Genomic DNA, 23,860 nt, shown 5'->3' with positions numbered 1-23,860 from the left:
CGTTCCGCCTCTTGATGCTGTGCGGCGGCTATTCGAACACCGCCGATCGCGCGGAACGTTACCGTATCGCGATCAGACAACCACTTCGACGCCCTCGCCAGGGGGGTTTCCTGACGCCCGTTCGGACTCCAGAGCCTGCTGGAGGATGATGACGGCGGCCGCCTGGTCGATGACAGAGCGGCCCTTTTTGGACTTAACACCGCTGGCCCGCAGGCCCTGACTCGCCGTCACTGTGGTCATCCTCTCGTCGAGAAGTCTCACTGGAACGGGTGCCACGCCCCGGGCGAGTTCCTGGGCGAAGCCGCGGACCTTGGCTGCCGCCGGGCCCTCGCCGCCCTTGAGGGAGCGAGGGAGTCCGACGACGATCTCGATCGGCTCGTACTCCTCGGCGATCTGGCGCAGCCGCCGGTGGGCGGCCGGGACGTCGCGTCCCGGCACGGTCTCCACCGGCGTCGCGAGGATTCCGTCGGGGTCGCAGGACGCGACCCCGATCCGGGCGTCCCCGACGTCGATCGACAGGCGGCGGCCTCGGCGCATCAGTTCGCGGTCTCCGCGACGAGGCGCTCGACGGCTTCGACGGCCTCGCCGATCGCGGCCGGGTTCTGGCCGCCACCCTGCGCGACGTCCGGCTTGCCGCCGCCACCGCCGCCGAGGGTCTTCGCGGCCGTACGGACCAGGTCGCCGGCCTTGAGGCCCCGGTCGCGCGCGGCGTCGTTGGTGGCGATGACCGTGAGCGGCTTGCCGTTCGCCGTGGTGAAGAGGGCGACGACCGCGGGGCGGCCGCCCTGGATACGGCCGCGCACGTCGAGGACCAGCTTGCGCAGGTCGTCGGCGGATGTGCCGTCCGGGACCTGGCCGGTGACCACGGCGACGCCGCGGACGTCCTTGGCGGAGTCGGCGAGACCGGCGGCGGCCTGGAGGACCTTCTCCGCGCGGAACTTCTCGATCTCCTTCTCGGCGTCCTTGAGCTTGCCGAGCATCGCGGAGACCTTGTCGGGCAGCTCCTCGGAGCGGCCCTTGATCAGCTCCTGGAGCTGGGCGACGACCGTGTGCTCCTTGGCGAGGAAGCTGTACGCGTCGACGCCGACGAGGGCCTCGATGCGGCGCACGCCGGAGCCGATGGAGGACTCGCCGAGCAGCTTCACCAGACCCAGCTGGGCGGTGTTGTGCACGTGCGTGCCGCCGCACAGTTCCTTGGAGAAGTCGCCGATGGTGACGACGCGGACCCGCTCGCCGTACTTCTCGCCGAACTCGGCGATGGCGCCCTGCTTCTTGGCCTCGTCGATCGACATGACCTCGGCCTGCACGTCGAGCTCGTGCGCGAGGACTTCGTTGATCTTCTGCTCGACGTCCGTCATCACGGCCGTGGGCACGGCGGACGGCGAACCGAAGTCGAAGCGGAAGCGGCCCGGCTGGTTCTCCGAACCGGCCTGCGCGGCCGTCGGGCCGAGCGCGTCGCGCAGCGCCTGGTGCGTGAGGTGCGTCGCGGAGTGGGCGCGGGCGATGGCGCGGCGGCGGGCCACGTCGATGATCGCCTGCGCCGGGGCGCCGACGGTCACCTCGCCGACCTGCACGACGCCCTTGTGGACGTACACGCCGGGGACCGGCTTCTGGCAGTCGCGGATCTCGATGACCGCGCCGTTGTCCAGCTTGATGCGGCCGGTGTCGCCGATCTGGCCACCGCCCTCGGCGTAGAACGGGGTGCGGTCGAGCACGACCTCCACCTCGTCGCCCTCGGTGGCGGCCGGCGAGGAGACGCCGTTCACCAGCAGGCCGACGACGCGGGACTCGCCCTCGGTCGACGCGTAGCCGATGAAGTCCGTGGCACCCGCGGCGTCGGCGATCTCGCGGTACGCGCCGACGTTGACGTGGCCCGTCTTCTTGGCCTGAGCGTCCGCCTTGGCGCGCTCCCGCTGCTCCTTCATCAGGCGCCGGAAGCCGTCCTCGTCCACGGACAGGCCCTGCTCGGCGGCCATCTCCAGGGTGAGGTCGATCGGGAAGCCCCACGTGTCGTGGAGCAGGAACGCCTTGTCGCCGGCGAGGACCGACTTGCCCGCGGCCTTCGTCTCGGTGACGGCGGTGTCCAGGATGTTCGTGCCGCCCTTGAGGGCCTTGAGGAACGCGGCCTCCTCGGCGAGCGCGACCGTCTCGATGCGCTTGCGGTCGGAGATCAGCTCCGGGTACTGCTGCCCCATCGTGTCGACCACGATGTCGACGAGGTCCTGGACGACCGGGCCGGTGGCGCCCATGAGGCGCATGTTGCGGATGGCGCGGCGCATGATGCGGCGCAGCACGTAGCCGCGGCCCTCGTTGCCGGGGGTGACGCCGTCACCGATGAGCATCACGGAGGTGCGCATGTGGTCGGCGACCACACGCATCGAGACGTCGGTGTCGTGCTTGTGGCCGTACTGGACACCGGTGAGTTCGGTGGCCTTGTCCATGACGACGCGCAGGGTGTCGGTCTCGTACATGTTCTGTACGCCCTGCAGGATCATCGCGAGGCGTTCGAGGCCGAGACCCGTGTCGATGTTCTGCGACGGCAGGTCGCCGAGGATCTCGAAGTCGTCCTTGCCGGTGCCCGGACCGCGCTCGTACTGCATGAAGACCAGGTTCCAGATCTCCACGTAACGCTCGTCGTTGACCGCCGGGCCGCCCTCTTCGCCGAACTCGGGGCCGCGGTCGTAATTGATCTCGGAGCACGGGCCGCAGGGGCCGGGGACGCCCATGGACCAGTAGTTGTCGGCCTTGCCCAGGCGCTGGATGCGCTCCTTCGGTACGCCGACGACCTCGTGCCAGATGCGCTCGGCCTCGTCGTCGTCGAGGTAGACGGTGACCCAGAGCTTCTCCGGCTCCAGGCCGTAACCACCGTCCGCCACGGAGCTGGTGAGCAGCTCCCAGGCGTACTTGATGGCGCCTTCCTTGAAGTAGTCGCCGAAGGAGAAATTGCCGCACATCTGGAAGAACGTGCCGTGCCGCGTGGTCTTGCCGACCTCTTCGATGTCCGGCGTGCGCACGCACTTCTGGACGGAGGTGGCGCGCGGCGCTGGCGGCTTGACCTCACCCAGGAAGTAGGGCTTGAACGGGACCATGCCCGCGGGAACGAGCAGCAGAGTCGGGTCGTCCGCGATGAGCGACGCCGAGGGCACGACCTTGTGGCCACGCTCCTCGAAGAAGCTCAGCCAGCGGCGACGGATTTCAGCCGACTCCATCAGTGGTCCTCATTCCGATTGTTGATCGAGTACCTGGTGTTCTCGAGGTACTTGGGTTGCTTGGTGTTCGTGTTCAACGTCTTCTGGCTGAACGGGTTCTGGATGACCGCGAAGCGGCGCTGCGGCAGCTCCGCGGGATCCGGCTGCTCGTTGATGCCGAGGGCGTCGCCCAGTTCGGCCTCGCGTTCGGCCATGTTGTCGCGGACGTCGAGAGCGAAGTCCTTGAGCTTGTGGCCCGCTTCGACCGCCTTGTTGGCCGCCTGGGCCGCGAGGCTCTCCGGCGTCAGCTGCTTGATCTTGCGGTTGACCTTGGTGGTGGCCCATACGCCGGCGGCTGCGCCCGCGGTGAACCAGAACGTACGGCGGAACATGTCTTCGGTCAGTCCCTCTTGTTCCGGTTGGCCCGCTTGGCCCGCCGCGCCTCGGGGAACGAACGCCCCACGATCACGGTACGGCGCGGCTCCTTGGCGGGCGCGTCCTTGCCCCGGCCACCGATGGCCCGGCGCACTCCGTAGCCGAACGCGGCCACCTTGACCAGCGGGCCGCCGAAGGTGGAGGCCACGGTGGAGGAGAGCGCCGACGCGTTCGACGTGACTTCCTGGACGTCCGAGGCGATCGAGTCGACACGGTCGATCTGGGTCTGCGCGGAGCGCACCGCGGAGGAGGCGTCGGCGAGCAGCGGGACGGCCTGTTCGGTCACGTCCGCGACCAGCTTGGTGGTGGCCCTGAGCGTCTGGGCCAGCCTCACGAGCGCCACCGCGAGGAAGGAGACCAGGATCGCCCAGAAGACAGCCACCAGAATCCCGGCAACCTCTCCACCGGACACGTGGCACCGCTCCCTAGCTCGGTACGAAAGCTGTATGAACGCACAGCCGCTGAACATCAAAAAGTCGTCCCCCGAGCCTATCGCGCCCGACCCCGCGCTCCGTACCGCATTCGCGTCCCGAGCGGTGGACATTCGGGAGAGTGATTGTACGGACCGCGCACGCCTGAGTACGCTCTGTGCCCCATGCGACGCACTTCGCGCCCCACAGATGTCCCCGCCGGTCCCCCACAACCCGGCAACCTCCCCCACGAACTCAATCGTTTCATCGGCCGCGCCGCCGAACTCGCGGCGCTGACAGCGGCCCTGGAGTCGGGCCGCCTGGTCACGGTCACCGGGGTCGGCGGTGTCGGCAAGTCCCGCTTCGCCGCCCACGGCGCCGCTCGGGTCCCGCGGTCCCTGCGCCCCGACGGGGTGTGGCGGGTGGAGCTGGCGACCGTGCGGCTGCCGGAGCTCGTCGAGTACACGCTCGCCGAGGCCCTCGGCCTCACCGACCACACCACCCGCGCTCCCCGCCAGGTCCTGGTGGACCACCTCGCCGAGCGTCGGCTGGTGCTCGTGCTCGACGGGTTCGAACACCTCGTCGACGCGTGCGCCTCCCTCATACGCGACCTGCTGCGCGCCGCACCGGGCCTTCGGGTGATCGCGGTGGGCCGCAGGCCGCTCGCCATCGACGGGGAGCGGGTGTTCCCCCTGGCGCCACTGACACCGACGGACGCGGCGGAGCTGTTCGAGGACCGGGCCGGGTCGCTGCTGCCCGGGTTCCGGCTCGACGGGCGCACGATGATCGACGTACTGGAGGTGTGCCGGCACCTCGACTGTCTGCCGCTCGCGGTGGAACTCGCGGCCGGGCGGCTGCGGGTGCTGTCGCCTGCGCAGCTGATGGAGCGGCTCGACGACCGGTTCCGGCTGCTCAGGGGCGGCGGCAGGGATGCGCTGCCGCGCCATCAGACGCTGCGCACCACGATCGGCTGGAGCCATGAACTGTGCGCGCCCCAGGAGCGGTTGCTGTGGGCGCGCCTTTCGGTGTTCTCAGGCTCGTTCGACCTGGAGGCGGCGGAGTACGTCTGTGGCGGCGCGGGCCTGCCCGCGGACGACATCGTCGACGTCCTCGACGAGCTGCTCGCGCAGTCCGTGGTCGTCCGCGAGGAGGCACGGGGCGAGGCCCGCTACCGGATGCTCGACACGGTGCGCGCGTACGGGGCCGAGTGGCTGGACAGCCTGGGCGACGGCCGCCGGATGCGGCGCATGCACCGCGACTGGTACATGGGCCTGGCCACCTGGTGCGAGCTGGACTGGTTCTCGCCGCGGCAGGGCGAGTTGGCGGCCCGGATCGAGACGGAGCTGCCGAATCTGCGGGCGGCCCTCGAACACTGCCTGACCGAACCGGGCGAGACGCACCTGGGCCAGTACCTGGCGGGCACGCTCTGGTTCTACTGGGCGGGCTGCGGGCGGCTCGCCGAGGGACGGCACTGGCTGGACCGCAGCGTCGGCCTGGACGTCGAGTTCGACGACGGTGACGTCCCCCCCGGCCTCGTCGAAGAGGACTTGGAGCACGGGGAACACAGGGAGCACGGGGAGTACAAGGCCTCGCGCCTCAAGGCGCTGTGGGTGCTCGGCTACGTGGCGATCCTGCAAGGTGACACGGTGCCCGCGCTCGCCGCGCTGCAGGAGTGCCGCGAGGAGGCGGAGCGCTCCGGCGACGCGACGGCGCTCGCGTACGCGCTGCACCGCACCGGTTGCCTGGGCCTGGTCACCGACGACTTGCCGCGCGCCGAGGACCTGCTGCGCACCGCGCTGGCCGGCTACCGGGAGCTCGGCGAGCTCAACAGCAACGTACTGATGGGCCAGGTCGAGTTGGCGATGGCGCTCGCCTTCCAGGGCGATCTGACGGAGGCCGTCGCGCTGTGCGCGGATGTCCAGCAGGTGTGCGAGGACCACGGGGAGCGCTGGACCCTCGCGTACGCGCTCTATGTGCTGGCATACGCGCGGTGGGCGGAGGCCGATTACGCGCAGGCCCGGCACATGCTCGACGCGTGCCTGGCGATCGGGCACGAGTTCCACGATCTGCTGGGCACGGTGCTGTCGATGGAGCTGCTGGCCCTGGTCACGGTCGAGGAGGGGGACGCCGTCGAGGCCGCGGTGCTGCAGGGGGCGGCTGCCCGGATGTGGTCCTCAGTGGGGCTGCCGCTGTTCGGCTCGGTGCACTACAACAGGCCGCACGAGCTGTGCGAGGCGCGGGCGCGGCAGGTGCTCGGCGACGCCCGATTCGCCGAACTCCTGCGCTCGGGCGAGCAGTTGGAGCACGACGAGGCGGTGACGCGCGCGCTGAGCCGCGGCCGGGGCCAGCGCCCGGCGCCAGCGGTGCCGCATCCGGCGCGCCCTGCGGAACCGGCCCGGGACACACGCGAACCCGCCGCCTCGCACACCTGGAAGGGCGGCGAGACGGCGGGCTGAAACGCAGGTGGGACTACGTCCGCTCTCCGGTGAGGGAGATCAGCGGGCGTAGTACTCGACGACGAGCTGCTCGTCGCAGATCACGGGGATCTCCTTGCGGTTCGGGTCACGGTCCAGGCGGAAGGCCAGAGCCTTCAGGTTCACCTGGAGGTAACGCGGGGTCTCGCCGTCGGGGGCGAAGCCACCCTCACGCGCGACCTGGAACAGCGGCTTGTTGCGGCTGCGCTCGCGGACCATCACGACGTCGTCGGGACGGACACGGAACGACGGCTTGTCGACCTTCTGGCCGTTGACCTCGATGTGGCCGTGGCCGACCATCTGACGGGCCTGGTAGATCGTGCGGGCGATGCCCGAACGCAGAACCAGGGCGTCGAGACGACGCTCGAGCTCGATGACCAGGGCCTCGCCGGTCTTGCCTTCGGCCTTCTTGGCGCGGTCGTAGGCGCGCGCCATCTGCTTCTCGCTCAGGTCGTACTGCGCGCGCAGACGCTGCTTCTCGAGCAGACGGACCTTGTAGTCCGAGTTCTGCTTGCGGCCACGGCCGTGCTCGCCCGGCGGGTAGGGGCGGGCCTCGAAGTACTTGACAGCCTTCGGGGTGAGCGCGATGCCGAGGGCACGCGACTTCTTGACCTTGGGGCGGGACTGGTTCGGCATGAACCAAACACCTCGTGTTTCTGATGCGAATACGGCTTCACCAGGGGTCGGGGAGGTCGCAATCCGCAGCCCGGGAAACCCACCGCTGTCCTTGCGGACGGTCGGCAGGCAGCCGCTCCCAGGTCTGGGCACATACGTGCAGCACGCGAGTGGCCCACCGACCGGGCCCCGGGCCCTTGCGGGCCGGGCTGGTGGTGGGCTGCCCGCGACACCTTCGACGGTGCGCGACGCTCCTGGATCTCCTGTGCCGTGCGGAGACCGCACGGTTCGGGGGATCCGGCTTGATGTCCCGCTCTGGTGGTGCCGGTCTCCCTTTCGGGATGCCGGACACGGGACACAGCACTTCGGGGCAGTCTACCGGATCAGTCGGACCCCTCGCCGCCAGGGCCCCCGAGCCGCTCGCGGACCCGCTCCACCACGTCCGCGTACCGGGCCTCCGCCCCGTAGCGCGTCGGCTGGTAGTAGCGGCGGCCCGCTATCGCGTCCGGCGCGTACTGCTGGGCGGCGATCCCGCCGGGCACATCGTGCGGGTACACATAGCCCTGCGCGTGGCCCAGCTTGGCGGCGCCCTTGTAGTGCCCGTCGCGCAGGTGCGGCGGCACGGGTCCTGCCAGGCCCTTGCGTACGTCCTCCATGGCGGCACCGATCGCCGTCGTCGCCGCGTTCGACTTCGGGGCCAGGGCGAGGGCGATGGTCGCGTGGCTCAGGGTGAGCGCCGCCTCCGGGAAGCCGATCATCGCGACGGCCTGGGCGGCGGCGACGGCGGTCGGCAGGGCCGTCGGATCGGCGAGGCCGATGTCCTCGCTCGCGGAGATCATCAGGCGGCGGGCGATGAAGCGGGGGTCCTCGCCGGCCTCGATCATGCGGGCCAGGTAGTGCAGCGCCGCGTCCACGTCCGAACCGCGGATGGACTTGATGAGGGCGCTCGCCACGTCGTAGTGCTGGTCCCCGTCCCGGTCGTAGGTCACCGCCGCGCGGTTGACCGACTCCTCGACGCTTTCGAGGGTGATGGTCTCCTCGCCCTTGGCGATGGCCGCTCCGGCCGCCGCCTCCAGGGCGGTGAGCGCGCGCCGGGCGTCGCCGCCGGCCACCCGCAGGATGTGCCCCTCCGCGTCCTCGGCGAGCGTCACCGCGCCGGCGAGGCCGCGCTCCTCGGTGAGCGCCCGCGCGAGCAGTCCGCGCAGGTCGTCATCGGTGAGCGATTCGAGGGTGAGCAGGAGGGATCGGGACAGCAGCGGGGAGATCACCGAGAAGTACGGGTTCTCCGTGGTCGCCGCGATCAGCGTCACCCAGCGGTTCTCGACGGCGGGCAGCAGGGAGTCCTGCTGGGCCTTGCTGAAGCGGTGGATCTCGTCGAGGAAGAGGACGGTCTCCTTGCCGTGCCCGCCCATCGCGCGCCGGGCGCCCTCGATGACGGCGCGCACTTCCTTGACGCCCGAGGTGATCGCGGACAGCTCCACGAACCGCTTGTTCGTCGCCTTGGACACCACGTACGCGAGCGTCGTCTTGCCGATGCCCGGCGGGCCCCAGAGGATCACCGAGGAGGCGCCCGCGGGGCCGGATCCGCCCTCCCCGACGAGACGGCGCAGCGGCGAGCCCTGCTTGAGCAGGTGCTGCTGCCCGACGACCTCGTCGAGGGTGCGCGGGCGCATCCGGACGGCCAGGGGGCTCGCGGTCGGGTCCTTCTCCTGGCGGTCTTCGGCTGCGGCGGTGAACAGATCGGGTTCCACGATCAGAACCCTAAGTCACGCCACTGACAACGCCGCGGGCGCCGGTCGGTGCCGGGCCGCTCAGGCCCAGAGGCTGGAGCCCCAGCGCGTGAAGATCAGTACGACGAGGATGCCGATGTGCAGCACCGGCAGGGCCCAGGTGAAGTCCTCGAAGAACGTCTTGACCGGGCGTGGCGCCGGCAGGAAGCCGTTGCGGAAGTTGAACGACGTGACGTACCAGAACATCAGGATCGTGGCGACCCAGGCGAGGCTGCACCACAGGCACAGCGCGTTGATCCGGTACAGGGACTGGAACTGCAGCCAGGTCACGAATCCGACGCCGAAGAGGCAGCCGAAGTTGAAGGTCAGCCAGTACCAGCGCGGGAACCGCGCGCGGGCCAGCAGGCTCATGCCGACGCCGATCACGATGGCGTAGGTGACGAGGCCGAGCCACGGGTTCGGGAAGCCGAAGGCCGTCGCCTGCTCGCTCTTCATGATGTTGCCGCAGGAGATGACCGGGTTCAGGGAGCAGCCCGGCGTGAAGTTCGGGTCCTCGGCCAGCTTGAGCTTGTCGAGCGTGATGATCCACGCGGCGAGCAGTCCGGCCGCCCCCGTGATCACCAGAAGCAGCCCGAAAGCCCGGCTGCCGCCGACGGATCGCGGTGCGGGGTCGCCACCGACGTCACGGGAGACGGTGTCGCTTACTGTCGTCGTCTTGCTCATCACGCCGATCCGTAGGTGAGTACGCGAGTGGGTGCTGCGGTCGTGCTCATTCTGCCGCACCGGCCCCTGAGTCCACCGTTCGTTGGGCATAAGCATGTACGCCTCAGGGGGCCAAATTGTTCGAGCCCCCGGAAACCTGTTCCGGGGGCTCGAACATCAACTGTGTAAATCGGCCTACTTCAGCTTCGCGGTGAGCACGTTCACGATCTCGTCGACCGCGACGGCGTCCTGCTCGCCCGACTCCATGTCCTTGAGCTGCACGACGCCCTCGGCCAGATCCCGCTCACCGGCGACGAGCGTGAACCGCGCGCCCGACCGATTGGCGTTCTTCATGGCGCCCTTGAGGCCCTTGCCGCCGAAGGAGAAGTCCGCCGAGACCCCGGCCTTGCGCAACTCGGTCACCTTGGCGAACAGCACGCGCCGCGCCTCGTCGCCGAGCGGCACCGCGAACACGCTGGTGGTGGCGGGCAGTTCGAGCGCGACGCCCTCCGCCTCGAGGGCCAGGACCGTACGGTCCACACCCAGCGCCCAGCCGACCGACGGGAGCGAGGGGCCGCCGATCATCTCGGACAGGCCGTCGTAGCGGCCGCCGCCGCCGACCGCGGACTGCGAGCCGAGTCCGTCGTGGACGAACTCGAAGGTCGTACGCGTGTAGTAGTCCAGACCGCGGACCAGCTTCTCGTCGTCCTCGAAGGCGACGCCCTCGGCGGTCAGCAGCTCGCGCACCTGCGCGTGGTACGCCTTGCACGCGTCGCACAGGTAGTCGCGCAGCAGCGGCGCGTCCGTGAGCTGCTTCTGCACGTCGGGCCGCTTGTCGTCGAGGACGCGCAGCGGGTTGATGTCGGCGCGGCGCAGCGTGTCCTCGTCGAGGTCGAGGCCGCGCAGGAAGTCCTGGAGCGCAGTCCGGTAGACGGGACGGCACTCCTTGTCACCGAGCGAGTTGAGCAGGACGCGGAAGTCGCGCAGGCCGAGCGAGCGGTACGCCTGGTCGGCCAGGATGATCAACTCGGCGTCCAGGGCCGGGTCCTCGACGCCGATCGCCTCCGCGCCCACCTGGGAGAAGTGCCGGTAACGGCCCTTCTGGGGGCGCTCGTAGCGGTAGTACGAGCCCGAGTACCAGAGCTTGACCGGGAGGTTGCCCGCCTTGTGGAGGTTGGCCTCCAGCGCGGCACGCAGCACGGACGCGGTGCCCTCGGGGCGCAGCGCGAGCCTGTCGCCGCCCTTGGTCTCGAAGGCGTACATCTCCTTGGTGACGATGTCCGTGGATTCGCCGACACCGCGCGCGAAGAGCTCGACGTTCTCAAAGCCGGGCGTCTCGATGTAGCCGTAGCCGGAGTTCCGCAGCGGGGCGGAGATCGCCTCGCGGACCGCGAGATACGTCGCGGAGTCCGGCGGAAGCAGGTCGTAGGTGCCCTTGGGGGCCTGGAAGGTACTCACGGGAGGTTCTCGTCACATTCCTCGTCGGGGAGCCTCGGTGGAGGATCCCTGGCCGGCGGCCACCTGCCGCAGATACGGGTTGGTGGCGCGCTCCTGGCCGATGGTCGTCTGGGAGCCGTGTCCTGACAGCACCACGGTCGAGTCGTCGAGCGGCAGGCACACACGGCCCAGCGATTCGAGCATGTCGTCCATGGAGCCACCGGGCATGTCGGTGCGTCCGATGGAGCCGGCGAAGAGCAGATCGCCCGAGAAGAAGACGGACGGGATGTCCGCCGCCTCGGGCATCTGAAAGGTCACCGACCCCTTGGTATGGCCCGGCGCGTGCGCGACGCCGAAGTCGAGCCCGGCGAGCTTCAACTGTGCGCCGTCGGACAGCTCCCGCACGTCGTCCGGCTCCCCCACGGTCAGCTCGCCCATCAGCGGCATGCCGATGGAGCGGCCGATGCCCTTCTCCGGGTCGCTCATCATGTAGCGGTCGTCGGGGTGGATCCAGGCCGGGACGTCGTGCGCCCCGCAGACCGGGACGACCGAGGCGACATGGTCGATGTGCCCGTGCGTGAGGACGACCGCCACCGGCTTGAGGCGGTGCTTCTTGAGCGCTTCCTCGACTCCCTGGGCGGCCTGGTGGCCGGGGTCGATGATCACGCACTCCTCACCCGCGGCGGGGGCAACCAGATAACAGTTGGTGCCCCAGGCTCCTGCGGGGAACCCGGCAATCAGCACAATCGTCCTTCGTATGTCGTGGAAAGTCGTCCAAACAGAATGCGGCGGATCAGAGCCTACCGGCGCGGCCGAATCCACAGCGAACCCATATACGGTACGGGGCACTATCAGGGGCCCCTGAAGGTCACGAGACGTACGAGGAGAAGACCCGGTGGTCAGCAAGGATCAGCGGCAGCGTCAGCTCGCCCGGGAGAAGTTCCTGCGCCAGCAGCAGCGGCGCGAGTCCGCTCGACGCAAGGCGCGCACCCGCAACACCGTGATCGCCGCCGTGCTCGCGGTGGCCGTCCTCGGCACGGGCGGCGCGTACGCCGCCGGGGCCTTCAGCGGTGACGGCAAGAAGGACACCTCGGACGCGGCGACCAGCCCGTCGCCCTCCGCGAGCAAGAAGGCGTCGGAGCCCAAGATGGCGATCGACAAGAAGGCCGCGTACGACATGGCCTTCAAGACGAGCGCCGGCGACATCACGGTCGCCATGGACGCGGCGAAGACCCCGCACACCGTGAACTCGTTCAAGCACCTCGCGGACAAGGGCTTCTTCGACGGGACGAAGTGCCACCGCCTCACCACCAAGGGCATCTACGTCCTGCAGTGCGGCGACCCCGAGGGCACCGGTGCGGGCGGCCCCGGCTACACGGTCCCCGACGAGAACCTGGACGGGCTCGGCAAGCCCGCCAAGGACGGCTCGGTGACCTACAAGGCGGGCACGGTCGCGATGGCGAACACCGGGCAGCCCGACTCCGGCGGCAGCCAGTTCTTCCTCGTCTACAAGGACAGCAAGCTGACGCCTACGTACACGCCCGTCGGCACGATGGACGCGAAGGGCCTCAAGGTCGTCAAGGACGTCGCCGCGAAGGGCGTCACCGGCGGCTCGGAGGACGGGGCGCCGAAGAAGGCCGTCAAGATCAGCAAGGCCACGGTCACCAAGGAGTGAGGCCACAGGGCCGCCCCACGCGCGCGTAGGCACGGAATTGAGCCGCGCTGAGTGCGGACAGTGGGGTGGCCGGTCGCCTAGATTGGCTTCGAGCGGCGCGGATTCGAGCCGCGTTGTGGAGGGCGGGCCGGGCCCGCCAGGAAACTGTGGACGATGCCCAGGGGTGCTGAGCCCCGCGCAGGCATCATGTGGAGGAGGCGCTGTGAGCAGCGACCCGTGGGGCCGCGTCGACGAGACGGGGACCGTGTACGTGCGTACGGCCGACGGCGGCGAGCGAGAGGTCGGTTCGTGGAAGGCGGGGTCTCCCGACGAGGCTCTGGCCTACTTCAAGCGCAAGTACGACGGCCTGGTCGTCGAGATCGGGCTCCTCGAACGCCGGGTGAAGACGACCGACCTGTCGGCCAAGGACGCCATGACGGCGATCGAGCATCTGCGCGCGCAGGTCACGGACGCCCACGCGATCGGCGACCTGGAAGCGCTCGGCAAGCGGCTCGACAAGCTGGTGGAGAGCGTCGAGGCGCGCCGCGAGGAGCGCAAGGTCCAGAAGGCCAAGCAGTCCGACGAGGCGCGGCACTCCAAGGAGGCGCTGGTCGTCGAGGCGGAGGAGCTGGCCCAGTCCGAGCAGTGGCGGGCGGCCGGCGAGCGGCTGCGCGCGCTTGTGGACACCTGGAAGGGTCTGCCGCGCCTGGACCGCAAGTCGGACGACGAGCTGTGGCACCGCTTCTCGCACGCCCGCTCGGCGTTCTCCAAGCGCCGCAAGGCCCACTTCGCGTCCCTTGACGCGCAGCGCGAGGAGGCCCGCAAGACCAAGGAGAAGCTGGTCACGGAGGCCGAGTCGCTGTCGAACTCGACGGACTGGGGCGCCACGGCGGCCCGTTACCGCGACCTGATGACGGACTGGAAGGCCGCGGGCCGCGCGCAGCGTGAGCACGAGGACGACCTGTGGAACCGCTTCCGCGGCGCCCAGGATGTCTTCTTCGCGGCCCGCAGTGCGGTGTTCGCCGAGCGCGACGCCGAGCAGGGCGAGAACCTCAAGCTCAAGGAGGTGCTCGCCGACGAGGCCGAGAAGCTGCTGCCGATCGAGGATCTGAAGTCGGCACGTGCCGCGTTCCGCTCGATCAACGAGCGGTGGGAGGCCATCGGTCACGTCCCGCGGGACGCCCGCCCGAAGGTCGAGGGCCGGATGCACACCGTGGAGCGGGCCCTCCAGGAGTCCGAGGAAGCGGAGTGGCGTCGCACGAACCCTGAGGCACGCGCGCGTGCGGAGGGCCTCACCGGCCAGTTGCAGGCGGCGGTCGACAAGCTGAGCGGTCAGGTTGAGCAGGCCCGTGCACAGGGGAACAGCTCCAAGGCGGACAAGCTTCAGCGGGAACTGGACGGTCGTCAGGCGCTTCTTGACCAGGCCGTGAAGGGGTTGCACGAGTTCGGGGGGTAGCCGGGCCCGATGCGGCAACGTGAGAACGGCCCCCGAGTATCGACTCGGGGGCCGTTCTCACGTCTCGGGGCTCCGCCCCGGACCCCGCGGGCTCTCGTCCAAGAGCGGGGCTTGAAATGCCCACCCGCCGCAGGGGCTTGAGCCGTGAGGCTTGATCAGGGCCGGCGCGCCGACGTCACCCGGTACACGTCGTAGACGCCCTCGACGCCCCTGACCGCCTTGAGGACGTGGCCCAGGTGCTTCGGGTCGCCCATCTCGAATGTGAAGCGGGACGTGGCCACCCGGTCGCGGGACGTCTGTACCGCCGCGGACAGGATGTTCACGTGCTGGTCCGACAGGACCCGGGTCACGTCCGACAGCAGCCGCGAGCGGTCGAGGGCCTCGACCTGTATGGCGACCAGGAAGACGGACGACTGCGTGGGCGCCCACTCGACCTCGAGGATGCGCTCAGGCTCGCGGGACAGCGAGTCCACGTTGACGCAGTCGCTGCGGTGAACCGATACGCCGCTGCCGCGCGTGACGAAGCCGATGATCGGGTCGCCGGGCACCGGGGTGCAGCAGCGCGCCAGCTTCACCCAGACGTCGTCGACGCCCTTGACCACCACGCCCGGGTCGGCGTTCGAGCGGCGCTTGGAGCGGCCGCGCGAGGGCGGTGCGCTCTCCGCGATGTCCTCGTTGGCCGCCTCCTCGCCACCGAGCGCCTGCACGAGCTTCTGCACGACGGACTGCGCCGTGACATGCCCCTCGCCGATGGCGGCGTACAGGGACGAGATGTCCGGGTAGCGCATCTCGTGCGCGAGCGTGACGAGCGAGTCCCCGGTGAGGATCCGCTGGATCGGCAGGTTCTGCTTGCGCATGGCGCGGACGATGGCGTCCTTGCCCTGCTCGATCGCCTCGTCGCGGCGCTCCTTGGAGAACCAGGCCCGGATCTTGTTGCGCGCGCGCGGCGACTTGACGAAGCCGAGCCAGTCGCGGGACGGACCCGCGCCCTCGGCCTTGGAGGTGAAGACCTCCACCAAGTCGCCGTTGTCCAGGGTCGATTCGAGGGGCACCAGGCGTCCGTTGACGCGTGCTCCTATGGTGCGGTGGCCGACCTCCGTGTGGACCGCGTACGAGAAGTCCACCGGCGTCGCCCCGGCCGGGAGCGCTATGACGTCGCCCTTCGGCGTGAACACGAAGACCTCGTTGCGCGACAGGTCGAAGCGCAGGGACTCCAGGAACTCGCCCGGGTCCTCGGTCTCCTTCTGCCAGTCGAGCAACTGGCGCAGCCACGCCATGTCGTTGAGGTGGTCGTCCTTGCCCTTGCCGGACGACTTGGGCGCGTCGGTGCGCACCTTGGAGGCTCCGGCGGAGGGCTCCTGCTTGTACTTCCAGTGCGCGGCGATGCCGTACTCGGCGCGGCGGTGCATGTCGAACGTACGGATCTGGAGCTCAACAGGCTTGCCGTTGGGGCCGATCACCGTCGTGTGCAGCGACTGGTACATGTTGAACTTGGGCATCGCGATGTAGTCCTTGAACCGGCCGGGGACCGGGTTCCATCGCGCGTGGACCGTACCGAGAGCGGCGTAACAGTCCCGAACCGTGTCGACAAGGACGCGGATGCCCACCAGGTCGTAGATCTCCGCGAAGTCACGGCCACGGACGATCATCTTCTGGTAGACGCTGTAGTAGTGCTTCGGGCGCCCTGTGACGGTCGCCTTGATGCGGGCAGCGCGCAGGTCGCTCTGCACCTCGTCGGTCACTATGGCCAGGTACTCGTCGCGCTTGGGCGCGCGCTCGGCCACGAGCCGCACGATCTCGTCGTACATCTTGGGGTAGAGGATCGCGAAGGCGAGGTCCTCCAGCTCCCACTTGATGGTGTTCATGCCCAGGCGGTGCGCCAGCGGAGCGTAGATCTCCAGCGTCTCGCGGGCCTTCTTCTCCTGCTTCTCGCGCTTGAGGTAGCGCATGGTGCGCATGTTGTGCAGGCGGTCGGCGAGCTTGATGACCAGGACGCGCGGGTCCTTGGCCATCGCGACGACCATCTTGCGCACCGTCTCGGCCTGCGCGGCCTCGCCGAACTTGACCTTGTCCAGCTTGGTGACGCCGTCGACGAGCAGCGCGACCTGGTCGCCGAAGTCGCGCTTGAGGGTGTCCAGGCCGTACTCGGTGTCCTCGACCGTGTCGTGCAGCAGGCCCGCCATCAGCGTCGCGGGGTCCATGCCCAGCTCGGCGAGGATCGTCGTCACCGCGAGCGGGTGCGTGATGTACGGGTCGCCGCTCTTGCGCTTCTGACCGCGGTGCCAGCGCTCCGCGACCTGGTAGGCGCGCTCGACCTGGCGCAGCGTGGACGTCTCGATCTTCGGGTCGTTGCTGCGCACTATCCGCAGCAGCGGCTCCAGGACCGGGTTGTACGGGTTCGAACGCTGCACGCCGAGGCGGGCCAGGCGGGCGCGGACGCGGTTGGAGGAGCCGGAGCGCGCGGCCGGCTGGTTCGAGGCCGCACGGATCGCCGGCGGGGGTGTGGCGCGCGGCTGGTTGGCGGGGGGCTTGGTGCGTGGCTGCTCGGCCGCCTTGGCGCTCGGCGGCGCGGGCTTCGCCGTCTTCGCGTCCTTCTCGGGCGTGCCGGAAGGAGCCGCGGCGCGCGTGGCCTGTTCGTCATGCGTGGCGGCGGAGAGTGGCTTGGCCTCGTCTGGCAACGGCGCTCCTCGTGCGCGACGGGTCCCCCGTTCAGGTCCCGGAGAGCCCATGGTATCGATCCGGCGCGCTCGGCTCGCCCTGGGCTGCTGGTACGCCTTCGTACTGGTGAAACACCAGAGGCGGGCACCGGATTCCTCCGAGCCCACCTCCAAGGCTGTGGCCTGCGGCTTTACACCACGAGCAGGGCATCGAGGGGCGCACCCTGAAGGGCGGATTCCAGTCGCCCCCGGCCCGGGAGAAAGCCCAGCTCCATGAGGACGGCGCAGCCCGCGACCTCGGCGCCCGCGCGGCGGATCAGATGCACCGCGGCCTCGGCGGTGCCGCCGGTGGCCAGCACGTCGTCGATCACCATGACGCGGTCGTCGGCGCCGAGGTCCTCGGCGTGCACCTCGATCTCGGCGGATCCGTACTCCAGGTCGTACGACTGCGTGAGCGTCGCACCGGGGAGCTTGCCCGCCTTGCGTACGGGGATGAAGCCGAGGCCCGCGCGGATCGCGACGGGGGCGCCCAGGATGAAGCCGCGCGCCTCCAGGCCGACGACCTTCGTGGCGCCGTGGCGGACGCAGAGCTCCGCGAGTGTGTCGGTGAGGGCCGTGAAGGCCGCCGGGTCCGCGAGCAGCGGGGTGATGTCCTTGAACAGGACGCCGGGCTCCGGATAGTCCTGCACATCACGGATGCGGCTGAGGAGCAGCTCCTTGATGTCGGTCATTTCTGCACCTCAGCGTGTGTGTCAGGCGATTTTCAACCCGCCAACCGTAGCAGTCGCCGAAGTCGCGACAGTCTCCGCGGGCGCCGCACGCGAAGGGCGCCAGGGCCTCGACGGCTCCTGGCGCCCTTGTGGCGACGGTGACGGACCGCGTCAGCGGCGCTTGCCCGAGGGGCGGCCGCGGCCGCGGTTACGGGCCGGCTGGTTGCGCGGTCCCGCGCCCGCGGGAGCGGCGTCCGAAGGAACGTCCTCCGCCGGGCCGGCCTGGGTGCCGCCCGCCTGGTGCCCCACGACCGCCGGCTCCTCGGCCTTGGCCGCGGCGGCGGCCCGCTTGGCGAGCACCCGCTTCCTGAGCGCCTTCATCTTCGGCTCGCGCTCCTTGAGGTCGGCGACCAGCGGAGTGGCGATGAAGATCGACGAGTACGCACCGGCGGCGAGGCCCACGAAGAGCGACAGCGAGATGTCGTTCAGCATGCCCGCGCCGAGGAAGCCGCCGCCGATGAACAGCAGGCCGCCGACCGGGAGGAGCGCCACGATCGTGGTGTTGATCGAGCGGACCAGGGTGCTGTTGATCGACCGGTTGGCGACCTCGCTGTACGTGAAGCGGGTCTGCTTCTCCAGGCCCTTCGTCTGTTCCTTGAGCGAGTCGAAGACGACGACCGTGTCGTAGAGCGAATAGCCAAGGATGGTCAACAGACCGATCACCGTGCCCTGCGTGACCTCGAAGCCCACGAGGGCGTAGATCCCGACGGTGATCGTGATGTCGTGGATGAGCGCGACGAGGGCCGCGAGCGCCATGCGCCACTCGAAGGCGATCGCCAGATAGATCACGACGAGGACCATGAAGACGGCCAGGCCCTGCCACGCCTTGTTGGCGATCGAGGCGCCCCAACTGGGGCCCACCAGGTCGGCGTTGATGTCGTCGGCCTTGATGTCCATGTCCTTGGACAGCTCGGCCTTGATCTGGTCCGACTTGCCGGTGTCGACGCCCGCGACCTGAATGCGCAGACCGCCCGAGCCGAGCTCCTGGACGAGCGCCTCGTGGCCGGAGGCCTTCGCCGCGTACTCCTCGGCCTTGTTGGCCGAGACGCTGGTCTTGGGCGTCGTGAAGATCGCGCCGCCCTCGAACTCGATGCCCATGTTCAGGCCGCGCACCCCGAGGCCGACGATGGCCGTGATGGTGATGAGGATCGAGACGCCGTACCAGATCATTCGCTTGCCGATGAAGTCGTAACCGACCTCACCTCGGTACAGCCTGGCGCCGAGATTGCCGAGCTTCGACATCTCACGCCTCCTTCGGGTCGACAGGGCGGGTGGCGCGGCGGGTGCGACGCAGCGGAGGCTGCACGCCGAGGCGCTTCGGGTCGAGGCCGGACCACTTGTGCCCGCCCGTGAAGAACTTGGTGCGGGCCAGGAGCGTCATCAGCGGCTTCGTGAAGAGGAAGACCACGACGACGTCGAGGAGGGTGGTCAGGCCGAGTGTGAACGCGAAGCCCTGCACCTTGCCGACGGTCACGATGTACAGCACCGCGGCCGCGAGGAACGACACGAAGTCGGAGACGAGGATGGTGCGTCGGGCCCGCGGCCAGGCACGCTCCACCGCGGGACGCACGGAGCGCCCCTCTCTGATCTCGTCCCGGATTCGCTCGAAGTACACGATGAACGAGTCCGCGGTGATACCGATGGCCACGATGGCACCACAGACGGCCGGCAGGTTCAGCGCGAAGCCGATGGCCGGGCCGAGCAGCGTCATCAGGGTGTACGTGAGGATGCCGGAGGTGAGCAGCGAGGCGAGGGCGATGACCGACAGGCCCCGGTAGTAGACCACCAGGTAGATGATGACCAGCGCGAGGCCGATGGCGCCCGCGATCAGACCGGCGTCGAGCTGCTCACCGCCGAGCGCGGCGGTCACCGAGGTGACGCTCTGCTCGTGGAAGGTCAGCGGCAGGGCGCCGTAGGACAGCACGTTCGCGAGGTCCTGGGCGGACTCCTGGGTGAAGGAGCCGGAGATCTCGGCGTTCTGGCTCAGGGTCGAGCTGACACTGGGTGCGGAGACCACGTCGCCGTCGAGCACGATGGCGAACTGGTTCATCGGCGACTGCTGGCTCTTGAGCTTGCCCGTCGTCGCGGCGAACTTCTTCGAGCCCGCGCCCGTGAACTCCATGTTCACGACCCACTGGCCGGACTGCTGGTTGATGGTCGCCTGGGACTTCTTGACGTCCTTGCCGCCGACCTCGGACGGGCCGAGAACGTACTTCTGCCACTGCCCCTGGCTCTGACCGCAGGCAATGATCGGGTCGGAGGACTTCGCACCCTCGTTGATCTTGGTGCGGGCCGCCTTGTCGGTGCAGTCGAGCTGCGTGAACTTCTTCTGCAGCGCGGCGGTCGCCGGGTCGGTGCTGGCGCTGGGGGTCGCCTGGGCGTCCTCGCCGGTCTTCGCGGAGGCGCTCGGCGTCGCGTCGGCCTTGAGGCTGTCGGTGACGGGGCGGCCCTGCGTCGTGGCGGTCGGGGACGGCGTGACCGTCGACTTGTCGGTCGCCTTGTCCGAGCCGGTGGTCTTGTCGGACGCCTTGTCGCCGGTCGAGGCGCTCGGGGACGGGGTGGCCGACGTGTCGCCCTTGCCGGTCGGCTGACCGGTGGTCATCGTGAGCACCGGACGGAAGTAGAGCTGCGCGGTCGTGCCGACCTGCTCGCGGGCCTGCTTCTCGTTCGTCCCTCGCGGGATGTTGACGATGATGTTGCTCTTGCCCTGCGTCTGGACCTCGGCCTCGGAGACACCCATGCCGTTGACACGGCGGTTGATGATGTCCGCCGCCGTGTCCATGTTGGTCTTGTTGATCGCGTTGGGCTTGCCCGGCTCGTTCTTGGCCTCCAGCGTGATGCTGGTGCCGCCCGCGAGGTCGATACCAAGGCGCGGGGTGAACGTGCCGGAGGCGAACATCCCCCCGACGAGCGCGACCATGATGATCACGATCAGGCCCAGGGCGCGCCCCGGCTTCGACTGGGCACCTGCCCCTCGGCTCTTGCTAGGTGTGGCCACCTTCTCGTACTCCCTCTCCATCCGCCCTGCATCGGGGTTGGGTGCCCGGGCGGCCATGAAATGGTCGAGAGTCCGCGCGCGTCACGCACGAACAGGAACCGCAGGGCACATCGAGCGGACGCCCCACGGTTCCGGCCGTACTACTTCGCGTCGGACTCGCCGTCGGTCTTCTTCACCTCGACGTCGTCGGCCTTGTCAGCCTTCACGTCCTCGGCCTGGTCGACCTCCACGTCCTCGGCAGGCTCGTCCTTCTTGCCGAGGTCGATGCGCGAGTCGTCAGCGGCGGCGGCCTCATCGGTCTCGGTGAGGGAGGACGCGTCGTCCGGCACGACGGCGCCGTTGGTCAGTTCGTCATCATCAACGACTTCCTCGCCGTGAACGATGCGGTTGTACTCGTCATCGGAGAGCACGGCGCCGATGGCGTTCTTCGCGAACATGAGGTGCACGCCGGGGCCGGCGTCGAGAAGGACCGCGTCATCGTGGACCTCCTTGACCGTGCCGTACATGCCCCCGATCGTGCGGACGCCGGAACCGGGCTGCATCTCATTGCGCATGTCCGCGGCCTGCTTCTGCTTCTTCTTGGCAGACCGGGTCATCAGGAACATGGCCCCGATGAGCACGACGAACGGGAGGAGTGTCACAGGACTCACGGGTAGGAACTTCCTTCATACGACCGCGAAAGGAGGCGGCCTTGTCGATGATGGGGTATACGCCGTCGTATAGGCGACGTCGGCGGAGTCTAAGCGAGTCCGCACTGTGGGAACAACGCTCAGCATGGCACCGGGGTTCCAGCCCCGGCGACCACGCGTGGCGTCATGCCCCGAAGAGGCCCGCTTGTCCGCCCGCCCCAGGTCTGCCTTGGGGTGCGGTCAGTCCCAGGTGGGCCCACGCGGCGGGAGTCGCCACGCGTCCCCTGGGGGTACGCGCCAGGAGTCCCTCTCTGACGAGGAAGGGCTCGGCGACCTCTTCCACCGTCTCACGCTCCTCCCCCACGGCGACGGCGAGTGTCGAAAGCCCCACAGGTCCGCCGCTGAACAGCTTGAGCAGGGCTTCAAGGACGGCGCGGTCCAGGCGGTCGAGGCCGCGGCCGTCCACTTCGTAGACGCTGAGCGCGGCGGACGCGATGTCCCTGGTGATCTGCCCGTCGGCCTTGACCTGCGCGTAGTCGCGGACGCGGCGCAGCAGGCGGTTGGCGATACGGGGCGTGCCGCGGGCGCGTCCGGCGATCTCGGCGGCGCCCGCCGTGTCGATCTCCACGTCGAGGAGGCTCGCCGAGCGGTGGATCACCCGCTCCAGCTCGGCGGGCTCGTAGAACTCCATGTGCGCGGTGAAGCCGAAGCGGTCGCGCAGCGGCGGCGGCAGCAGCCCCGCGCGCGTGGTCGCGCCGACGAGGGTGAAGGGCGGCAGCTCCAGCGGGATGGCGGTGGCGCCCGGGCCCTTGCCGACGATGACGTCGACCCGGAAGTCCTCCATCGCCATGTAGAGCATCTCCTCGGCGGGCCGCGACATCCGGTGGATCTCGTCGAGGAAGAGGACCTCGCCCTCCTGGAGCGAGGAGAGGATCGCCGCGAGGTCGCCCGCGTGCTGGATCGCGGGGCCGCTGGTGATCCGGATCGGGGCGCCCATCTCGGCCGCGATGATCATGGACAGGGTGGTCTTGCCGAGGCCGGGGGCGCCGGAGAGCAGGACGTGGTCGGCCGTGGCGCCACGCGCGCGGGCGGCGCGCAGGACCAGGTCGAGCTGCTCCCTGACCTTCTCCTGGCCGATGAACTCGCCCAGGTCCTTGGGGCGCAGGGCCGCTTCTACGGCCTGGTCCTCACCGTCGGCGACGGAGTCCACAAGACGCTCCGCGGCGGGCCGGTCGGCCTGCGGCGTCGCGGCGTCGTCGGTGGTCTCGTCCCAGTTCATGTGTGGTGCCTCGCGTTACGGGTGGGTGCGGGTGGTGGGCCGGTCGGCTAGCGGGTGCGGTTGAGCGTCTGCAGGGCCGCCTTCAGCAGCTGCCCCACCTGCGGGGTGCCCTCCGCGGCCTCGGCCTGCGGGGCGACCGCGTCGACCGCCTCGTCGGCCTCGCGGGTGGCGTAGCCGAGGCCGATCAGCGCGGCGTGCAGCTGCTCGCGCCAGCCGCCGGCGACGGCTGTACCGATGGCGGGGCCACCTGTGCCGACGGGTGCGCCGAGCCGGTCCTTCAGCTCGAGGAGCAGCTTCTGGGCGCCCTTCTTGCCGATGCCGGGGACGGCCGTGAGCGACTTCTCGTCACCCGTGGAGACGGCTCTGCGCAGCGCGTCCGGGCTGTGCACCGCGAGCATCGCCTGCGCGAGGCGCGGGCCGACGCCGCTCGCCGTCTGCAGCAGCTCGAACGTCTGCTTCTCGTCGTCGTCCGCGAAGCCGTACAGGGTGAGCGAGTCCTCACGCACGACGAGCGAGGTGGAGAGCTTGGCCTGCTGGCCGATCCGCAGCGTGGACAGCGTGTTCGGCGTGCACTGGAGGGCCATGCCGACACCGCCCACCTCGACCACCGCGGCGTCGGGGGCGAGGGCGGCGACGGGGCCGCTGACGAAGGCGATCATGCGGTACGGCCTTTCACGGTGGAGGGGCGGGAGGAGCGGGAGGCGTGCTGTGCCACGGCGTGCTGGAGTCGGTTCTGCGCGGGGGCGCGCCAGATGTGGCAGATGGCGAGGGCGAGCGCGTCGGCGGCGTCGGCCGGCTTGGGCGGTGCGTCGAGCCTCAACAGACGCGTCACCATGGCGCCCACCTGCGCCTTGTCGGCGCGGCCCGTGCCGGTGACGGCGGCCTTGACCTCGCTGGGCGTGTGCAGGGCCACGGGGATGCCGCGGCGCGAGGCGCACAGCATGGCGACGGCGCTGGCCTGGGCGGTGCCCATCACCGTACTCACGTTGTGCTGACTGAACACCCGCTCCACGGCGAGGACTTCAGGCCTGTGCTCGTCGAGCCACTGCTCGATGCCCTGCTCGATGGCGACGAGGCGGTGCCCCAACTCGGCGTCCGCTGGCGTCCGGACGACGCCGACGCCGCACATCGTCAGCGGCCGCCCCGCGATCCCCTCGACCACGCCGACACCGCAGCGGGTGAGCCCTGGGTCGACCCCCAGTACACGCATGCGCGCCCCCTCCCGACTGCGAGTGATCTTCGAACGCCCTCCAGGCTATCCGCTGCCACCGACAACGACGGCGGGCCGGGGGGGCGGGTGTGCCCCGCCCCCCGGGGGTGGCGCGGGGGGGGGGGGGCGTAGGCCAGAGCGCGGGGGGGGGGGGGGTGGTTGGGGGGTGGGGCTCTGTTGTGTAGTTTGGGTTGTTTGCGCCCCTGCCCCCCCCCA

General features: G+C 69.8%; 20 protein-coding genes. 3 read left to right on the top strand and 17 right to left on the bottom strand.

Annotated elements, in window-relative coordinates; translation table 11 throughout:
• Nucleotides 1-72 precede the first annotated feature (72 nt).
• From ruvX to ABT004_RS13850, 4 genes are read right to left on the bottom strand one after another with little or no spacing between them, the layout of a single operon-like run.
• Nucleotides 73-537 (bottom strand): Holliday junction resolvase RuvX, encoded by a 465-nt coding sequence (ruvX, locus tag ABT004_RS13865; protein WP_351335514.1) that lies wholly within the window; start codon nt 535-537, stop codon nt 73-75.
• Nucleotides 537-3,209 (bottom strand): alanine--tRNA ligase, encoded by a 2,673-nt coding sequence (gene alaS / locus ABT004_RS13860; RefSeq protein WP_351335512.1) that lies wholly within the window; start codon nt 3,207-3,209, stop codon nt 537-539. Before alaS ends, ruvX begins: the two co-directional genes overlap by 1 nt.
• Nucleotides 3,209-3,580 carry a DUF6167 family protein gene (locus ABT004_RS13855; RefSeq protein WP_351335509.1) on the bottom strand — a complete coding sequence of 124 codons (372 nt, stop codon included), beginning with the start codon at nt 3,578-3,580 and terminating at the stop codon, nt 3,209-3,211. Before ABT004_RS13855 ends, alaS begins: the two co-directional genes overlap by 1 nt.
• Before the next feature lie 8 nt (nt 3,581-3,588).
• Nucleotides 3,589-4,035: a DUF948 domain-containing protein gene (locus ABT004_RS13850; protein ID WP_351335507.1), complete on the bottom strand. Its 447-nt coding sequence runs from the start codon at nt 4,033-4,035 to the stop codon at nt 3,589-3,591.
• Between the two features lie 183 nt (nt 4,036-4,218).
• Between ABT004_RS13850 and ABT004_RS13845 the strand changes: the two genes are divergently transcribed.
• Nucleotides 4,219-6,489, top strand: coding sequence for an ATP-binding protein (locus ABT004_RS13845; protein WP_351335505.1), 2,271 nt, complete (start codon nt 4,219-4,221; stop codon nt 6,487-6,489).
• 39 nt (nt 6,490-6,528) lie between these two features.
• Here ABT004_RS13845 and rpsD read toward each other — a convergent pair whose 3' ends face one another.
• The 5 genes from rpsD to ABT004_RS13820 form a co-directional block, all read right to left on the bottom strand.
• Nucleotides 6,529-7,143 (bottom strand): 30S ribosomal protein S4, encoded by a 615-nt coding sequence (gene rpsD, locus ABT004_RS13840; RefSeq protein ID WP_351335503.1) that lies wholly within the window; start codon nt 7,141-7,143, stop codon nt 6,529-6,531.
• A 362-nt stretch (nt 7,144-7,505) separates the two neighbouring features.
• Nucleotides 7,506-8,873 carry a replication-associated recombination protein A gene (locus ABT004_RS13835; protein WP_351335500.1) on the bottom strand — a complete coding sequence of 456 codons (1,368 nt, stop codon included), beginning with the start codon at nt 8,871-8,873 and terminating at the stop codon, nt 7,506-7,508.
• 60 nt (nt 8,874-8,933) lie between these two features.
• Entirely contained in the window at nt 8,934-9,575 is a 642-nt protein-coding gene (locus ABT004_RS13830; RefSeq protein WP_351335497.1) for a vitamin K epoxide reductase family protein, read from the bottom strand.
• Between the two features lie 174 nt (nt 9,576-9,749).
• On the bottom strand, nt 9,750-11,012 hold the full coding sequence (gene hisS / locus ABT004_RS13825; RefSeq protein ID WP_351335495.1) for a histidine--tRNA ligase: 1,263 nt from the start codon (nt 11,010-11,012) through the stop codon (nt 9,750-9,752).
• 12 nt (nt 11,013-11,024) lie between these two features.
• Nucleotides 11,025-11,735, bottom strand: coding sequence for an MBL fold metallo-hydrolase (locus tag ABT004_RS13820; protein ID WP_351335492.1), 711 nt, complete (start codon nt 11,733-11,735; stop codon nt 11,025-11,027).
• A gap of 151 nt (nt 11,736-11,886) precedes the next feature.
• Here ABT004_RS13820 and ABT004_RS13815 point away from each other — a divergent pair, with 151 nt between their 5' ends.
• Together ABT004_RS13815 and ABT004_RS13810 are read left to right on the top strand one after the other, a co-directional pair.
• Nucleotides 11,887-12,666, top strand: a complete 780-nt coding sequence (locus ABT004_RS13815) for a peptidylprolyl isomerase (RefSeq protein ID WP_351335489.1) — start codon at nt 11,887-11,889, stop codon at nt 12,664-12,666.
• Between the two features lie 202 nt (nt 12,667-12,868).
• Entirely contained in the window at nt 12,869-14,101 is a 1,233-nt protein-coding gene (locus ABT004_RS13810; protein WP_351335486.1) for a DUF349 domain-containing protein, read from the top strand.
• Between the two features lie 155 nt (nt 14,102-14,256).
• Here the strand turns inward: ABT004_RS13810 and ABT004_RS13805 are convergent, their stop codons facing one another.
• From ABT004_RS13805 to ruvC, 8 genes are all read right to left on the bottom strand, one after another.
• Nucleotides 14,257-16,779, bottom strand: a complete 2,523-nt coding sequence (locus tag ABT004_RS13805) for a RelA/SpoT family protein (protein WP_351335484.1) — start codon at nt 16,777-16,779, stop codon at nt 14,257-14,259.
• Between the two features lie 170 nt (nt 16,780-16,949).
• Nucleotides 16,950-17,489: an adenine phosphoribosyltransferase gene (locus ABT004_RS13800; protein WP_351335481.1), complete on the bottom strand. Its 540-nt coding sequence runs from the start codon at nt 17,487-17,489 to the stop codon at nt 16,950-16,952.
• 150 nt (nt 17,490-17,639) lie between these two features.
• Nucleotides 17,640-18,770, bottom strand: coding sequence for a protein translocase subunit SecF (secF, locus tag ABT004_RS13795; protein ID WP_351335479.1), 1,131 nt, complete (start codon nt 18,768-18,770; stop codon nt 17,640-17,642).
• 1 nt (nt 18,771) lies between these two features.
• Entirely contained in the window at nt 18,772-20,526 is a 1,755-nt protein-coding gene (gene secD / locus ABT004_RS13790) for a protein translocase subunit SecD (protein ID WP_351335476.1), read from the bottom strand.
• Between the two features lie 140 nt (nt 20,527-20,666).
• On the bottom strand, nt 20,667-21,176 hold the full coding sequence (gene yajC, locus ABT004_RS13785; RefSeq protein ID WP_351335473.1) for a preprotein translocase subunit YajC: 510 nt from the start codon (nt 21,174-21,176) through the stop codon (nt 20,667-20,669).
• Nucleotides 21,177-21,339: 163 nt separating this feature from the next.
• Nucleotides 21,340-22,434 carry a Holliday junction branch migration DNA helicase RuvB gene (gene ruvB / locus ABT004_RS13780; protein ID WP_351335471.1) on the bottom strand — a complete coding sequence of 365 codons (1,095 nt, stop codon included), beginning with the start codon at nt 22,432-22,434 and terminating at the stop codon, nt 21,340-21,342.
• Nucleotides 22,435-22,481: 47 nt separating this feature from the next.
• Nucleotides 22,482-23,093 carry a Holliday junction branch migration protein RuvA gene (ruvA, locus tag ABT004_RS13775; protein WP_351335469.1) on the bottom strand — a complete coding sequence of 204 codons (612 nt, stop codon included), beginning with the start codon at nt 23,091-23,093 and terminating at the stop codon, nt 22,482-22,484.
• Nucleotides 23,090-23,644 (bottom strand): crossover junction endodeoxyribonuclease RuvC, encoded by a 555-nt coding sequence (gene ruvC / locus ABT004_RS13770; protein ID WP_351335466.1) that lies wholly within the window; start codon nt 23,642-23,644, stop codon nt 23,090-23,092. The genes ruvA and ruvC overlap by 4 nt, the downstream gene beginning before the upstream one ends.
• Between the last annotated feature and the right edge of the window lie 216 nt (nt 23,645-23,860).

The organism is Streptomyces sp. NPDC002790 (assembly GCF_040295505.1).
GTDB lineage: Bacteria > Actinomycetota > Actinomycetes > Streptomycetales > Streptomycetaceae > Streptomyces.
This window is presented reverse-complemented; position numbering and strand designations above follow the sequence as displayed.